This is a genomic window from Pseudomonas sp. RA_5y_Pfl1_P24, from assembly GCF_963970945.1.
GTDB lineage: Bacteria > Pseudomonadota > Gammaproteobacteria > Pseudomonadales > Pseudomonadaceae > Aquipseudomonas > Aquipseudomonas tritici.
In genome coordinates this window covers 163,362-178,238 of record NZ_CAXAOJ010000004.1, presented here as the reverse complement: position 1 = coordinate 178,238, position 14,877 = coordinate 163,362, and the positions used below count along the sequence as shown (strand labels likewise).

The window sequence follows — 14,877 nt, the reverse complement described above, 5'->3', positions numbered from 1 at the left end:
TCTGCGGGCTACAGCACAGTTTTGCACGCGCTAGCAGACAAGTCCCGCGCTGTCGAGATATGGCGCCGTGAGCCGTTTGCGTATACTGCGCAGATGTTCTCCCCAACTGCTTTGCGCCCGCGATGCGCCAAATGGCTTATCGCAACCGGACTCTTCCTGATGCTCAGCGCCTGTGTTGATAAGCCCAGCACGCTCGAGCGAATCAAGGAGGATGGCGTATTGCGGGTGATCACCCGAAACAGTCCGGCCACGTATTTCCAGGACCGCAACGGTGAAACCGGTTTCGAATACGAACTGGTCAAACGCTTTGCCGACGACCTGGGGGTAAAGCTGGAGATCGAGACCGCCGACAACCTGGATGACCTGTTTGGCCAGTTGGGCAAGCCCAACGGCCCGGTCCTCGCTGCCGCAGGCCTGGTCAGCAGCGAACAGCGCCGGACGCAGGTGCGTTTCTCCCACCCTTATTTAGAAGTCACCCCACAGATCATCTACCGCAATGGCCAGTCCCGCCCGACGAACGCGGCAGACCTGGTGGGCAAGAAGATCATGGTGCTCAAGGGCAGCACCCACGCCGAACAACTGGCGGCGCTCAAGAAGCAGAATCCTGCGATTGAATACGAAGAGTCCGACGCCGTTGAAGTCGTCGACCTGCTGCGCATGGTGGACGAGGGGCAAATCGACCTGACCCTGGTGGACTCCAACGAAGTCGCCATGAACCAGGTGTACTTCCCCAACGTGCGCGTGGCCTTCGACCTGGGCGATCCCAGCAATCAGAGCTGGGCCGTGGCGGCGGGTGAAGACAACAGCCTGCTCAACGAGATCAACAGTTACCTGGACAAGGTCGAGAAGAACGGCACCCTGCAGCGTCTCAAAGACCGCTATTACGGGCACGTCGATGTACTCGGCTACGTAGGCGCCTACACCTTTGCCCAGCATCTGCAGCAGCGGTTGCCCAAGTATGAGAAAAACTTCCGGGCCTATGCCAAGAAAGAGAAGGTCGATTGGCGCCTGTTGGCAGCCATTGGCTATCAAGAATCGCTGTGGCAACCGGCCGTCACCTCCAAGACCGGCGTGCGCGGCCTGATGATGCTGACCCAGAACACCGCCCAGGCGATGGGCGTGTCCAACCGCCTGGACCCCAAGCAAAGCATCATGGGCGGCGCCAAGTACCTGGCCAAGATCAAGGATGAACTGGACAACAGCATCGCCGAGCCGGATCGCACCTGGTTTGCCCTCGCCGCCTACAACGTGGGCAGCGGCCATCTGGAAGATGCGCGCACGCTGGCCAAGCGCGAAGGTTTGAACCCGAACAAGTGGCTGGATGTGAAGAAGATGCTGCCGCGCCTGTCGCAAAAGCAGTGGTACAGCAAGACGCGCTACGGTTATGCGCGCGGTGGTGAGCCGGTGCATTTTGTGGCGAACATCCGGCGGTATTACGACATTCTGACTTGGGTGACGCAGCCGCAGTTGGAAGGTAACCAGATGGTTGAGGGCAACCTGCACGTGCCAGGTGTGGATAAGACCAAGCCGCCGGAAGATAACTCGCCGTTGTAAGACACGCTATTCAACACGCTGCAAAACCCTGTGGGAGCGGCGGTGCGACGATTCGACTTGCCCGCGATGGCGGCCTGGCAGTCGAAATACCCGCAGCCTGACACACCGCTATCGCGGGCAAGCCCGGCTCCCACATTGATCTGCGTTGATCTCTAGACCGAGCCCAGCCCGGTAAGCAGGTGCACGACCCCACCCGCCAACACCATCACCCCAGGCACACCCGCAGCCTTTAACGCTGCAGCATCCACTTTCGCAGCATCCTGCAACTGCACCCGCACCCGCGTCAGCGCCACCCGCTGCTGCGACTTGAGATTATCCGCGCCGCCCAACGCCCGCAGCACATCAGCCGACAACAAACCCGGCGCCGCTGCCGTCTCGGCAATCAAATCCGGCGTGAGGGCCTTCCAGAACGCCTGCTGCAATTTCTTGAACATGCTCAAAGCTCCACAACAGGTGAGGTTTCAACGGTAGCCGCGTGATATTGGCGCAATGCCTCACGCACCTGACCGGCTTCTTCCAGGCCGAGCACCTGGCGGGCAATGATCTGGCAGCCAGCCAGGTCCAGCTCGCGCACGGTGGCCTTGATGGTGGGGATCAACGGCACGCTGACCGACAACTCATCCACACCCAGCCCGATCAGCACCGGCACCGCCAGCGCTTCGGACGCCAGTGCACCGCACACGCCGACCCACTTGCCATGAGCATGCGCGGCCTTGACCGTGGTGGCGATCAAGCGCAACACCGCCGGGTGGAAGCTGTCGGCCTGGCCGGCCAGGCGCGGATGGTCGCGGTCCATGGCGAGGGTGTATTGGGTCAAATCGTTGGTGCCGATAGAAAAGAAATCCACATGGGGCGCGAACACGTCCGCCATCAAGGCGGCAGACGGTACTTCAATCATGATCCCCAGCTTCGGCAGTTCAGTGAGCCCGAGCGCCAGCGCTTCCTCTTCGAGGATCTTACGGGCTAGGCGCAACTCCGACAGCAGGCTGACCATCGGCAACATGATATGCAACCGCGCAAAACCGGCACTGGCGAGGATCGCGCGGAACTGTTCGCGCAGCAACTCCGGGCGCTCCAGGCACAGGCGGATGCCGCGCAAACCGAGGAATGGGTTGGTCTCGGCGTCCATGGGCACATAGGTCAACGGTTTGTCGCCACCAACGTCGAGGGTGCGCACCACAAGGTTGCGCTCGGTGCCCAGGGCACGGGCGATCGCGGTGTAAGTCGCCGCTTGCTCGTCGGGGCTCGGCGCGCGGTTGCGGTCCAGGTAGAGAAATTCCGAGCGCAACAGGCCGACGCCTTCCCCGCCGAGGTTCAAGGACTGTTCCACCTGCGTCAACGAAGCCACGTTGGCGGTGACTTCGACGTGATGGCCGTCGCGGGTGGTTGCCGGTAGAGACGCGTGCGCCACGTCGCGCTGATGGCGCAGCGCCTGTTGCTTGCGCGCCGCCTCCAACTGTTCGATCTCGGCCAGGTTCGGCTCAAGGTGCAGCTCGCCTTTGTCGGCGTCGAGCAGGACCTGTGTGCCATTGGCCAACGCCAGCACTTGGGCCGACACACCGCAAATCGCTGGTAAACCCAGGGCGCGGGCGAGGATCGCGACGTGGCTGGTTGCGCCGCCGCCGACCGTGACGAAACCCAGCACCTTGCGTGTATCCAGGCTGGCGGTCTGCGACGGCGTCAGTTGTTCAGCGATCAGGATCGCGCGTTCCGGCAAGTCCCAGGCGCTGTCTTGAATGCCGAGGATCAGTTTCAGCACGCGCTGGCCGACGTCGGCCAGGTCTGCCGCACGTTCGGCAAGCAGAGCATTGCCTGAGCCCTGGAACACGCTGGCCGTCGCGACTGTGGCACTGTTCCAGGCAAATACGGCGCTCTTGCCGTCAGCCAGCAGGCTGTGGGCTTGTTCCAGCAAGGTTGGGTCTTCGAGCAGTTCCTGATGTGCCCGGAAGATCTCTGCCTGGGCACTGCCGGCGGCCTTGTCTTGCAGAGCTTGCAGCGCTTCGGTTGCAGCCAGCAGGCCACGCGCCAGGGCAGCACGTTCAGCGGTTTCACCCGTGCCGTGTTCAATGATAGCCAGCTCAGGCTCGGTCACTTGAACGACCTGGCCAAACGCCGAACCCGGTGACGCACACACGCCCCGCAGCAACGTTGCCGACAATACCGCCGCGACCGGCTCAGCAACGGTCGCAACCGCCTCCCCACAGCCTTCAGCCAACAAGGCCACCAGCGCGTTGATCGCCGCCTCGGCCTCCTCCCCTGCCGCGCTCACTTGCACGGTGTCGCCCTGCACGGTTTGCAACGCCATGATCGCTACTAGCGACTTCGCATTGGCGCACTGGGTTTGCTTGTGCAGGTAGATGCTCGCATTGAAACCCTTCGCCGCCTGGGCGAGCACCGCCGCAGGGCGGGCGTGCAAACCGTTGGCGTTGGGCAAGGTCAGCGGTTTGGAGAACAGCGCATCGCCGTCCTCCTCGTCCAGCGTTTCAACAGTTTCACTTGGGGATAACTGCAACAACGGCTGGCCGACCGCCACAAGACCGTTCGCCAACAGGGTAAACGGCTCGCCGCTGACCACCAGCATCAAGGTCAGCAAACTGCGCGCATTGAGCGCCACATAATCGGCATCGAATTCGATCAGCGCTTGCCCGGCCTCCACCCGCTGGCCTTCCTGCACCTGCCGAGTGAAGCCCTGGCCTGCCAGGTTCACGGTGTCCAGGCCGATATGCATCAGCACTTGGACGCCGTTGTCGTCGGTGATGCTGACGGCATGCCCACTGTCCTGGATATTACTGATCACCCCGGCCAGTGGCGCGCAGAGGGTCTGCGACGTGGGGTCGATGCACAGGCCGTCGCCGATCAAGCGGCTGGAGAATACCGGGTCGGGCACCTTGTCCAACGCCAGCAGCACACCCGACAAGGGCGCCAGCAGTTCCAGGGGTTGAGTTGTGATCATGGCTTCACCTGCTGTTTTGTTCTGTAAATATCATTGGCTGGATGCAAAAATTTGGAGTAACGACGATCAAAATGTGGGAGCGGCGGTACGACGATTCGACTTGCTCGCTCCCACATGTCTAGTCCGTGTGCACCCGTCTAGTTATTTCCACCAATATTCAACTTGCACACCAACGTTCGCCCCATGCCGCGCCGTGCCGTAGGAGCCGGTGTCTGACAACGCCGACCCCGCCGCCAATTCATTCGCCGCGCGCTTGGCCGCTTCGTTCCACGTTGCATAGGTGTAGTACAAGCGCACTTGCGGCCGCGCCCAGAAATCCGGGCCTTTGGGCGACCAGGTTGGTGCGAAGGTAAATTTGCTCAGCTTGCGCGTGCCGCCGCTGGCGTCAACCTGATCATGCCCAAGCTCGGTGACCAGCTTGAACTGCTCGCTGATGGCGTACGCCGGGCGCACACCGAGGGACATCCAGGTCTGATCCTGGCTGCCGGGACGAATGTCCTTCTGGTACACCGCCTCGATCTGCCCACCGAAACGCGGAGTCACCTGCCAGTCGAAAAACTCCACGGCGCGGTAACTTTTGCTGCTCTTATCCAGGAAGGTATTGCCGGTGTAACCCAGGCCAGTGCCTGGGCCTTCGCCATACTGCAAGGCAAGCTTGTTCTTGCCGCCCAGGAAAGGTTTTTGCACGTGCTGCGCGGTGATCGCCCAGCCGCTGTTGGTGTCACGCCCGCCCGCTTTTTCGATGTAGCTCAAGCCCAGCTCCAGCTCGCCGCCAGGGTTGGTCTTGAAGCCTGCGACGTTGAAGTCGTGACGGGTGGCGTATTCCTTCTGGTACAGGTTGTCCTTGCGGGAAATCGCGTAGCTGTACTTGAGGTCGCCGATCAGTACGTCCTCGATCCCCCCGCCCGTGGCGCTCTGGTTCCAGTAGTAGAAGTCGGAGATATGAATGTCGTTACGCTTGTAGTAACGCCGACCGGCCCACAGCGAGCCGCCATTGAGGCTGGGCAGGTTGGACCACTGCGCATACATCTGCGGCATGCGCGCGGTGCCGTTGTTCTCGCCCTGGAACTTCAGTTCACGGTCGTACTTGTTGTAGAGCGACGCCATGGCATCGACGCTGAGCACAGAGCCGTCGTCGAGGGTAACCAGGTCCTGGCGCAACTCCAGTTCGCCATACTGCTCGCATTCGTTACCCAGGCGGTACTTGGTTTGCGCGCCCGGCAGTTGGAAACATTGCTGTGGGCCGCTGCCCGTTGAAGTCCCCGCGCCACTGCGCACGTAACCGGCAAATTCCAAGGCTTGAGCGCCAATAGGCAGGCTTAAACAAGACGCAACGAGGCCCAGCTTTATTGTTGTTTTCATAAAGCACTCCGATATTTTTATTATGTTTTTTCAAAGCGCCCCGTGCTCCCACACGGGGTTACAACGAGTCTCAGTCCTTGAGGTGCAGCACAAACGATTCGTAAGGACGCAGCGCCACCGTGGCGGTACGTTGCGGGCAGTCGGGGTAGTTGCTGATCAGCAGGCGTTGTTCACTTGCAGGGTTGATCACGGTGTCCGGCAGTTGGATGTCGCAGGGCGTGCCGTAGAAGTTGTTCAGCACCAGCAGGCGCTCGCCATGGCCTTCGCGCAGGTACGCCCAGACCTGTAAGTGGTCTTGCAGCAGTTGACGGTAAACACCTTCTTGGATCAGAGGCTCATGCCGGCGCAAGGCAATCAGCACACGGTAGTGATGCAGCACTGAATCCGGGTCATCCAGCTGGCTTTCGACATTGATTGTTGAAGCATTTTCCGGAATACCGATCCAGGGCTCGCCGGCGCTGAAACCCGCATTTTTCGCCGCATTCCACTGCATCGGCGTGCGACCGTTGTCCCGCGACTTCTGCATGATCGCCGCCATGCTCGACGTCTCGGACTCGCCAGCATCGCGCTTGAGGCGGAAGATATTCAGCGTCTCCACATCACGGTACTGCTCGATCCTGTCGAAGCCCGGATTGGTCATGCCCAACTCTTCGCCCTGGTACACGAACGGCGTGCCCTGGAGGAAGTGCAGCGCGGTGGCGAGCATCTTGGCCGAGACCACGCGGTGCTCGCCGTCATCGCCAAAACGCGAGACCACCCGTGGCTGGTCGTGGTTACACCAGAACAGCGCGTTCCAGCCGCCACCGGCTTGCATGCCCATTTGCCAGTCGGAGAGGATCTGCTTGAGTTGCAGTAAATCGAAGTCAGCTTTCACCCACTTCTGCAGGTTCGGGTAGTCCACTTTCAGGTGATGAAAGTTAAAGGTCATCGACAGCTCTTTCGACTCCGGCCGCGAGTAGCGAATGCAGTGTTCGAGGCTGGTGGATGACATCTCGCCGACATTGATCAGGTCATGCCCTTCGAAGACTTCGCGGTGCATTTCCTGCAGGTATTCGTGCACATTCGGGCCGTCGGTGTAGAAACGGCGGCCGTCGCTGTTGTCTTCGGGAAAGTCGGCGGGCTTGGAGATCAGGTTGATCACGTCCAGGCGGAAACCGCCCACGCCCTTGTCGCGCCAGAAGCGCATCAGCTTGAACACTTCGGCGCGCACCTGGGGGTTGTCCCAATTGAGGTCGGCCTGGGTGTGGTCGAACAGGTGCAGGAAGTACTGGCCGGTTTGCGCCTCGTATTCCCAGGCCGAGCCGCCGAACTTGGATTCCCAGTTGTTCGGCTGGTCGCGCCAGATGTAGAAGTCGCGGTACGGGTTGTCGAGGCTGCTGCGCGCCTGCTGGAACCACTCGTGCTCGATGGAGGTGTGGTTGACCACGATATCCAGCATCAGCTTGATGCCACGTTTGGCCGCTTCGCCGATCAGCAGGTCGCAGTCGGCCATGGTCCCGTAGCTCGGGTCGATGGCGTAGTAGTCGCTGATGTCATAGCCGTTGTCCCGTTGCGGCGAGCGCAAGAACGGGGTAATCCACAGGCAGTCCACGCCCAGCCATTTCAGGTAATCGAGTTTGTCCACGATGCCCAGCAGGTCACCGGTGGCGTTACCCGCGTGGCTGTGGAAGCTTTTGGGGTAGATCTGGTAGATCACCGAGTGTTGCCAGTTTTGCATGGTGGGTTCCTTCAGTAGAGTTGTGTGCTGGCGAAGGCGCCAGATCAGGCGACCCTGTATCCGGGCCGAACAATCTTCATGCTCAATGCACAGGTCAAAACAAACGGCACCACCATCGCGATGACCATGCCGATCACAAACACCGCGATGGATTGCGGCACGATCGAGATAAATCCAGGCAAGCCCCCCACCCCAATGGCCGAGGCCTGCACCTTGTTCAGCGCGAGGAAAATGCTGCCCAGCGCCGAGCCAACAAGGGCCGCATAAAACGGAAACTTGAAGCGCAAATTCACCCCGAACATCGCCGGTTCAGTGATGCCGAAATACGCCGAAATTGCCGAAGTCGAAGCCATGCTTTTGTCCCGCGCATTGCGGCTCATGTAGAACACCGCGAGCGCGGCGCTGCCCTGGGCCAGGTTGGACATGACGATCATCGGCCAGATAAAGGTGCCGCCCTGGGTGGAGATCAGTTGCAGGTCCACGGCAAGGAACATGTGGTGCATGCCGGTGATCACCAGCGGCGCATACAGCAGGCCGAAAATCGCCCCGCCGACCATCGGCGCCAGGTCAAACAGGGTGACCACGCCTTCGGTGATCAGGATGCCGAGGTGACGGGTCACCGGGCCGATAATCGCCAGGGCCAGCACACCGGTAACGACGATGGTGGTGATCGGCACGACGAGCAGTTGAATCGCATTGGGCACCCGCGCCCGCAACCATTTCTCGATCACGCTCATCACATACGCCGCCATCAGGATCGGCAGGATCTGCCCCTGGTAGCCGACTTTTTCGATCTGGAACCAGCCGAAAATATCGAAGTACGGCAGGCTCTGGCCGTCGAGCCCGGCCACGGCTTTGCCGTAGTTCCAAGCGTTGAGCAGGTCCGGGTGCACCAGCATCAGGCCCAGCACGATGCCAAGGATTTCACTGCCGCCGAAGCGCTTGGCCGCCGACCAGCCGACCAGCGCCGGCAGGAACACGAACGAGGTGTTGGCCATCAGGTTGATCAGGCTCCACAGCCCATCCAGGTTTGGATAGGCCTCGAGCAGCGTCTCGCCCTCGATGAACATGCCCTTGGCGCCCATCAGGTTGTTCACGCCCATCAACAGGCCGGCGATGATCAGCGCGGGCAGGATCGGCATGAACACATCGGAAAACACCCGCACCAGGCGCTGCATAGCGTTGGTCTTGTCGGCGCCCTTCTTCTTCACATCGGCGATGGTGGCGGCGGCGAGACCGGTCTGTTCGCGCAGGGCGGCGTAGACCTTTTCCACTTCGCCGGGACCGATCACCACTTGGAACAGGCCGCCGGTGAAGAACGAACCCTTGACCAGATCGACCTGGCTCAGCGCGCTGCCATTGACCAGGCTCGGGTCCTTGAGCGCCAGGCGCAGGCGCGTAACGCAGTGGGCAGCTTGCTCAAGGTTGTCGCGGCCCCCGAGGTTTTCGAGGATCTCGCGGGCAATGTTCGAATAGTCGTGGCTCATGCTTGTTTTCCACTTTGATTTTTTTATTTGAGGGGCAGTCATTGGCAGCACGCCGAGGGCAAAAGTACTCGTCTGTACGAGTTAAAGCAACAGCTCGTCTGTACGAGTTTAATTTTGTTTATTTCCTGTAGGCCGCCGCATCGCTGCAAGCCGCATAAATCCAAGGGCCTAATGGACAAACCCCCTCTCTGCCACTAAGGTTCCTGCCTTGACCGCAACCCCGGCAAAGAGCCATCCCCATGAGCAAATACAACCAGATCTACACGGATCTGCTTGCCAGCATCACCACCGAACGCCTGCAGCGCGGCACGCGCCTTCCCTCCGAAACCGAACTGATGGACAGCTACCAGGCCAGCCGAGGCACCGTGCGTCGCGCCATCGAGCAGTTGCAGGAGCGTGGGTTCGCGCAAAAAATCCATGGCAAGGGCACGTTCGTGTTGTCGCCCAACCCGATTGAGTTCCAACTCGGCGGCATCGTCAGCTTCCACGAAACCCACGCCGACCTGGGCGACGACGTACACACTGAAGTGGTCGAGTTCACCCAATGCCCACTGGAGGGTTCACTGCTGCAGCACATCGAAGCAGAGCCCGGTACGCTGATCACCCGCATCAAGCGGGTAAGGCGCATCGGCGGTAAACGCGTGATCCTCGACATCAACCACTTCGTCGCTGATGTGATCCCGGGTTTGCACCGCGACATCGCCGAACAGTCGATCTACGCGTTCATTGAACAGACCTTGCAACTGCAGATCGCCTACGCCCAACGCACTATCGAAGCCCTGCCACGCGGCAAGGACGACCAGGCACACCTCGACCTCGAAGGGCAGAGCCATGTGATCGTGGTGAGCAACCAGACGTTTTTGCAGGACGGGCGGCAGTTCGAGTACACCGAGTCGCGGCATACGTTGGACAAGTTTTACTTTTCGGATATTGCGCGCAGGTAAGCATCAACCGGGAAGATCATTGCACTGCGATACTTTTTGCCAGCCCCGCCGTCCATGCAGCAGTCATCTTCTCTCCTACCGCCGCGAACTCTGGGTGAATGCTTCACCGGATTACAAACGATCCCTTTGACTAATCATGGAAGCTTACTGATTTAAATTCATCGAGGGTTTTGCGCCGACGTTTTGGTATGGCGGTCAATTCGTACCCCAAGCCCTCGAGGATCGCTGCGACTTTGCGAATTCCCACTTCGGAGATCGTGTTGTTCTCGCCCCCCGACATGGTGGAGCGGCTCATGCCATAAACACAAAACCCCGGCACATGGCCGGGGTTTTGTTGTTCAGCATTCACCTGCTAAAGCAGGATCATTCCCGCTCTATTATCAACTAGAAAATTCCACCCTTTAAATAAAGGCCATAATAAAAAACAGCAAAACCATGGAAAATACTATGATTGATAGATAAACAACCTAAGTTTTCTTTGTTATCGCTGATGCGAATTGCCCCTACTGCCGACTTGGCGTTGCGCCATAAGTACTCAGTCCAAAGTCAGACCGGCTAACGCTTTACGAAGTAGAAGCCTGGGTCAGCGAAATGTGGGCAGCTCTATCAATTCTGCATTGCCGTTGACAGCCACCGGTCGCCTAATCACTCAAAATATCATGTAGCGCCTCAACTACCGGGCTTGGCTGCCGCTATTAACTAAAGCCAACCCTAATTTTGTGGAGTTACAGCATGTCGCTACTTCCCAACCGCATCGCAGGGCGAATGACTCTGGGGATCCTGACGCTGCTGGTTCTCACGGCATTGGCGATTTACTCAGTCATGACCTTGGGCGGCAAGCCTCAGTTAGTGGCAGCAGGAACCGAGGCAGCGGAACAATCGGCCCGTGCGATTACACGCCAGTTAGCCCTGCAAGTGAATCGCATTGAAGGCACCGCTACAGCGATGGCGCACCTGGCTGAAACCCTGCCCCACGACGAAAACCTGCTCAAGGCTAATCTGCCTAATGTAATCGACAGCCAAGGCGATGCAGCCATTGCAGGCGGCGGTCTGTGGCCAGAGCCCAACAGTTTTACTGCCGGTACTGATCGCCGAAGTTTTTTCTGGGCACGCAACGTCAGCAATGGGTTGGATTACTCGGACGAGTACAACGCCGCGCAAACCCCGCCGTATCAGGCTGAGTCCTGGTACACGGGAGCGAAATCCGCGCCATCGGGACGTTGCGTCTGGTCAGATGCTTACCAGGACCCGGTCAGTGGCGTGGCAATGACGACCTGTAGCGTGCCCTACCTCGCAAAGGGCGCGTTTGCCGGTGTCGCCACTATCGACCTCAAGCTTGACGGCCTCGCAGCGTTTCTCAAGGCCAAGGGCAATGTCACCGGCGGCTACGCTTTTGCGGTCGATCCTTCAGGGAACCTGCTGTTTTTCCCCGATGCAAAGAGCACCAAGGGCCTGCCGACCATTGCCGGGTTGAGCCAGGAACAAACGTGGTTGAAGCCGGTCGCCGAAAGCCTGTCGAGCAAGCCGGCCGGCACGACAACGCTGTATCTGGATACACGATGCGCGCTTGGATGGACCGGCTTACATCACATTGGAAACCATGGAAGGCACCGGCTGGCGCATTGGGCTGGTCACGCCAGAGGCCCGCGTGGTCGGACTCGCGAACAAGCTGACCGGGCAGATCTTGCTGTTCTTGCTACCGCTGTTGGGCATCCTGCTGGGGCTGGCATGGCTGGCCGGCAAACGGCTGCTCACTCAGCTTGAGGAAACCACTGCGCAAATCGAACGTCTGGGCCAAGGCGGTCAGGCAGGCGCTCAGCTAGAGATTCTGCGGTCAGATGAACTCGGCGCGTTGCGCATTGCGGTCAACCATTACGCTGGCTCTCTGCAGGCCATGCTGCGACGCATTGCCGATGAGTCGGTGTCACTGGAAACCCAGGCCAACGAACTGGCGCAACTGTCCAATGGCCTGGCTGAACGGGCAGAGACTCAACGCATGGACAACACCCTGCTCGCCACCGCCATTACTGAAATGTCGGCCAGCGCCAACGAGGTCGCACGCAACACCACAGACTGCTCGGACACGGCCCGCAGCTCACTGGTAGAAGCGCAAAAGAGTCAGGACCAAGTCAACCGCAACGGTGAATCCATCGAAAGCCTGGCGACTGACATCTCAGGCGCGGCCACCGCCATGACTCAGTTAGGTGAAGACATCGAGCGAGTTGGCAGCGTGCTGGAGGTAATCAAATCGATCTCTCAGCAGACGAATCTATTGGCGCTCAACGCTGCTATCGAGGCCGCTAGAGCCGGTGAGCAAGGACGTGGCTTTGCGGTGGTGGCAGATGAAGTGCGCACACTCGCAGGCCGCACACAAACGTCTGCCAACGAAATTCAGGAGATGATCACCCAGCTGCGCCAGGCATCAAATTCTGCCGTCACAACCATGCAAAACGGCGCTCAACGCACTCGCGAATCAGTGCAACAGGCAGTCGGCGTGTCCGCCACATTGGGCACTACGGTGGGCAGTTTCGATGACATCGTCCAGCGCGCCCAGCAGATCGCCGTTGCCGCCCAAGAGCAGAGCCACGTGACTCAGGAAATCAACGAGCTGGCGGTACGTATCCATGCGGCCAGCGAAGAAGGCGCGCGAGATGCGAGCACCCTTCGGGAACTGGGCAAAGGCATGCAGTCGATCTCAACCCGTCTGGGTGGGTTGAGCCGCGGCGCCCAATAGCCACGCTGGGGAAAACCGGCATCAGTTTAACGAAGCTGATGCCAGTTAGCCTTTGCGGCTAAGCGTGGACAGACTATCAGTGGTCCAGCGCGCAGCGACGGCAATGCTCCAGATACCCTTGCTCGTAACAACCGACCAGGAGCACAACACCGGACCATAGCCAGGACGGTGTAAACAGCAATGCAGAGTTGACCCAGTTGCCGAAATTTCGCTGACCCACGCATCTAAATGATGCGAAATTAATAGCGTCTGGACGTCATTACAAGTTAAGCGGGCCGAAAAAGGTGGTTGGCGGTAAGGAGTCCTGAATGATGGATGGACTCAAGGAAGTTTTAAATGGGTCGATAGCTAAAGATGAGAACCCTAAAATGATGACATTTCCATGGCCGACCGTTTATTACGTCGCTTCTTGAGACTCCACCAAGCGTGGTTAGACTTCATCGTCGTCGCCTGTTTGGGCACTTGCGTGCTTTGGGCTGGCCTTCACCTTGACCTTTATGAAGCACTTACTCGCTTCAATATCCGGCACGAGAGCTGGCAGGCAGACGAGTTCTTTTTAGGCCTCATCGTCATGGGCTGGTGTGGCTTTGCCTTTGGTATTCGAAGGGTCTACGAGCTTCGCAAGGAAATTGTCGGTCGACGTCTGGCTGAAAAAGCGGCCATCGATATGGCCATCCATGACACCTTGACGCGGTTGCCCAACCGTAGAGGGCTGGACTTGGAGTTCCATTCACGCAGACTGTGTCCTAATGATCCGTTCTTTCTTGTACTGTTTGACTTAGATGGCTTTAAATCAGTAAACGATGTTTATGGTCATAGCTATGGCGATCGGCTGTTGCGGGAATTGGCAAGCCGTATCAGTACAAGCCTACCAGATGGTGATTTCGCCTGCCGTCTGGGCGGAGATGAGTTTGCGCTCATCATTCGGTCTGCAAAAACAGCCGAGTCAGCTCGTCTTTTCCTAGATCAACTCGCCTCTTTGATTTCAAGCCCTATGGTATTTGACTCCGTATGTCTCTGCACAGCGGGCACCTATGGTGTTGCACAGTTTCCACAAGACGGGAGGGACCTTAGCAGCTTGCTGCGGCGGGCCGATCTTGCGCTGTACCAAGGTAAGCATGACGGCAAGAATACAGTTCGGTTTTTCGATCCGAGTCGGGATGTGCATCTGGAAAAGCAATCCCAAGTAGTGCAGTTGCTGCGCGAAGCACTCGATAATGGCTATCTGAGCTTGGCATATCAGCCAATTGTTGCTCTGGAGGATGAGCGTATTGTTGGCTTCGAGGCCTTGGCCCGCCTGAACCATCCCTTGCATGGGCCGATTTCCCCCTTACATTTCATCCCTGCTGCTGAGCGATCCGGCCTGATGCGCGAGCTCACCACGTTATTGCTGGAACGAGCCTGCCGGGAGGCAGCAGTTTGGCCTGAGCACCTATTGCTAGCATTCAACCTGAGCGCATTGGACCTTCGTGACGAAAATCTCGTCAACCGAGTGAAGGGTGCATTACAGCGAACCGGCTTCCCACCGAATAGGCTTGAATTGGAAGTGACCGAAACCTCCGTAGTGAGCGATTTTGGAATGGCAAGCAAGCACATAGAAGCGCTGCATGAAATGGGCATCCGTATCGCCATGGACGATTTTGGGACAGGCTACTCCAGCTTGGCTCAACTGGCTCAGTTCAATTTTGACAAACTTAAAATAGATCGCACTTTCATCAGCACGGTTCTTGAAAACGACAAGAATGCCCGCATCGTCCGAGCCGTCCTTTCTCTAAGTAAAGGACTGAGCCTGACAACTCTTGCGGAGGGGGTTGAAACGCGCTGCCAAGCGCAATGGCTGAGTGAAGCAGGCTGTGCCATGGCACAAGGGTTTCTGTTCAGTGAACCGCTTTCGGAAACGCGCCTAAGGGAAATGCTGGGATCGTTATCAAAATCTGGTAATGAAACGGCATAACTGAACCGCCCGTGGTTTTCTAGTTAGCGTGGCCGCTACTTTTTGGCCGGTAGTCGCAATTAACCGAATGTCAGCTTTTGGCTAATTCTGTTGAAAATGTCGATTTCTCAGGAAACGTGACGCTGAGCTTGGCCTGTTGCCACTGATGCAGAGTTGACCCAACTGCCGAAAC

Annotated in this window: 11 protein-coding genes and 1 pseudogene; 5 read left to right on the top strand and 7 right to left on the bottom strand. The window is 58.6% G+C overall.

What is annotated here, in order from left to right:
* Positions 1-93 precede the first annotated feature (93 nt).
* On the top strand, positions 94-1,554 hold the full coding sequence (gene mltF / locus AACY30_RS07735) for a membrane-bound lytic murein transglycosylase MltF (RefSeq protein ID WP_339540102.1): 1,461 nt from the start codon (positions 94-96) through the stop codon (positions 1,552-1,554).
* 152 nt (positions 1,555-1,706) lie between these two features.
* Here mltF and AACY30_RS07730 read toward each other — a convergent pair whose 3' ends face one another.
* The 5 genes from AACY30_RS07730 to treP all read right to left on the bottom strand — a co-directional run bounded on the left by AACY30_RS07730 (position 1,707) and on the right by treP (position 9,073).
* Complete coding sequence (locus AACY30_RS07730) at positions 1,707-1,988, bottom strand: PTS transporter subunit EIIB (protein WP_339470756.1); 282 nt, start codon at positions 1,986-1,988, stop codon at positions 1,707-1,709.
* Between the two features lie 2 nt (positions 1,989-1,990).
* On the bottom strand, positions 1,991-4,507 hold the full coding sequence (ptsP, locus tag AACY30_RS07725) for a phosphoenolpyruvate--protein phosphotransferase (RefSeq protein WP_339540101.1): 2,517 nt from the start codon (positions 4,505-4,507) through the stop codon (positions 1,991-1,993).
* Positions 4,508-4,648: 141 nt separating this feature from the next.
* Positions 4,649-5,869: a maltoporin gene (locus AACY30_RS07720; RefSeq protein WP_339470753.1), complete on the bottom strand. Its 1,221-nt coding sequence runs from the start codon at positions 5,867-5,869 to the stop codon at positions 4,649-4,651.
* A 70-nt stretch (positions 5,870-5,939) separates the two neighbouring features.
* On the bottom strand, positions 5,940-7,586 hold the full coding sequence (treC, locus tag AACY30_RS07715; protein ID WP_339540100.1) for an alpha,alpha-phosphotrehalase: 1,647 nt from the start codon (positions 7,584-7,586) through the stop codon (positions 5,940-5,942).
* Between the two features lie 44 nt (positions 7,587-7,630).
* The gene (treP, locus tag AACY30_RS07710; RefSeq protein ID WP_339436005.1) at positions 7,631-9,073 is read right to left on the bottom strand and encodes a PTS system trehalose-specific EIIBC component; all 1,443 of its coding nucleotides are present in this window, start codon (positions 9,071-9,073) and stop codon (positions 7,631-7,633) included.
* A gap of 239 nt (positions 9,074-9,312) precedes the next feature.
* Here treP and treR point away from each other — a divergent pair, with 239 nt between their 5' ends.
* The gene (treR, locus tag AACY30_RS07705; RefSeq protein WP_339436004.1) at positions 9,313-10,017 is read left to right on the top strand and encodes a trehalose operon repressor; all 705 of its coding nucleotides are present in this window, start codon (positions 9,313-9,315) and stop codon (positions 10,015-10,017) included.
* A gap of 130 nt (positions 10,018-10,147) precedes the next feature.
* On the opposite strand, the gene AACY30_RS07700 is transcribed toward treR, so the two are convergent.
* Positions 10,148-10,366: a hypothetical protein gene (locus AACY30_RS07700; RefSeq protein ID WP_339540185.1), complete on the bottom strand. Its 219-nt coding sequence runs from the start codon at positions 10,364-10,366 to the stop codon at positions 10,148-10,150.
* 383 nt (positions 10,367-10,749) lie between these two features.
* Between AACY30_RS07700 and AACY30_RS07695 the strand changes: the two genes are divergently transcribed.
* Together AACY30_RS07695 and AACY30_RS07690 are read left to right on the top strand one after the other, a co-directional pair.
* Positions 10,750-11,781 carry a cache domain-containing protein gene (locus AACY30_RS07695; RefSeq protein WP_339540099.1) on the top strand — a complete coding sequence of 344 codons (1,032 nt, stop codon included), beginning with the start codon at positions 10,750-10,752 and terminating at the stop codon, positions 11,779-11,781.
* A gap of 130 nt (positions 11,782-11,911) precedes the next feature.
* Positions 11,912-12,751, top strand: coding sequence for a methyl-accepting chemotaxis protein (locus AACY30_RS07690; RefSeq protein ID WP_445261421.1), 840 nt, complete (start codon positions 11,912-11,914; stop codon positions 12,749-12,751).
* Between the two features lie 76 nt (positions 12,752-12,827).
* Here the strand turns inward: AACY30_RS07690 and AACY30_RS27375 are convergent.
* Positions 12,828-12,938: pseudogene (locus tag AACY30_RS27375) on the bottom strand (DUF2252 domain-containing protein); the annotation flags it as partial.
* Between the two features lie 195 nt (positions 12,939-13,133).
* On the opposite strand from AACY30_RS27375, the gene AACY30_RS07685 reads away from it, so the two are divergent.
* Positions 13,134-14,705, top strand: coding sequence for a putative bifunctional diguanylate cyclase/phosphodiesterase (locus tag AACY30_RS07685; RefSeq protein ID WP_339420572.1), 1,572 nt, complete (start codon positions 13,134-13,136; stop codon positions 14,703-14,705).
* Positions 14,706-14,877 lie beyond the last annotated feature (172 nt).

What these genes read in the sequence shown, in the direction of transcription:
- treC (WP_339540100.1), bottom strand. Translation starts at nt 7,586, where the DNA reads ATGCAAAACTGGCAACACTCGGTGATCTACCAGATCTACCCCAAAAGC.
- AACY30_RS07690 (WP_445261421.1), top strand. Translation starts at nt 11,912, where the DNA reads ATGCTGCGACGCATTGCCGATGAGTCGGTGTCACTGGAAACCCAGGCC.
- treR (WP_339436004.1), top strand. Translation starts at nt 9,313, where the DNA reads ATGAGCAAATACAACCAGATCTACACGGATCTGCTTGCCAGCATCACC.
- ptsP (WP_339540101.1), bottom strand. Translation starts at nt 4,507, where the DNA reads ATGATCACAACTCAACCCCTGGAACTGCTGGCGCCCTTGTCGGGTGTG.
- AACY30_RS07685 (WP_339420572.1), top strand. Translation starts at nt 13,134, where the DNA reads ATGGCCGACCGTTTATTACGTCGCTTCTTGAGACTCCACCAAGCGTGG.
- AACY30_RS07720 (WP_339470753.1), bottom strand. Translation starts at nt 5,869, where the DNA reads ATGAAAACAACAATAAAGCTGGGCCTCGTTGCGTCTTGTTTAAGCCTG.
- AACY30_RS07730 (WP_339470756.1), bottom strand. Translation starts at nt 1,988, where the DNA reads ATGTTCAAGAAATTGCAGCAGGCGTTCTGGAAGGCCCTCACGCCGGAT.
- mltF (WP_339540102.1), top strand. Translation starts at nt 94, where the DNA reads ATGTTCTCCCCAACTGCTTTGCGCCCGCGATGCGCCAAATGGCTTATC.
- treP (WP_339436005.1), bottom strand. Translation starts at nt 9,073, where the DNA reads ATGAGCCACGACTATTCGAACATTGCCCGCGAGATCCTCGAAAACCTC.
- AACY30_RS07695 (WP_339540099.1), top strand. Translation starts at nt 10,750, where the DNA reads ATGTCGCTACTTCCCAACCGCATCGCAGGGCGAATGACTCTGGGGATC.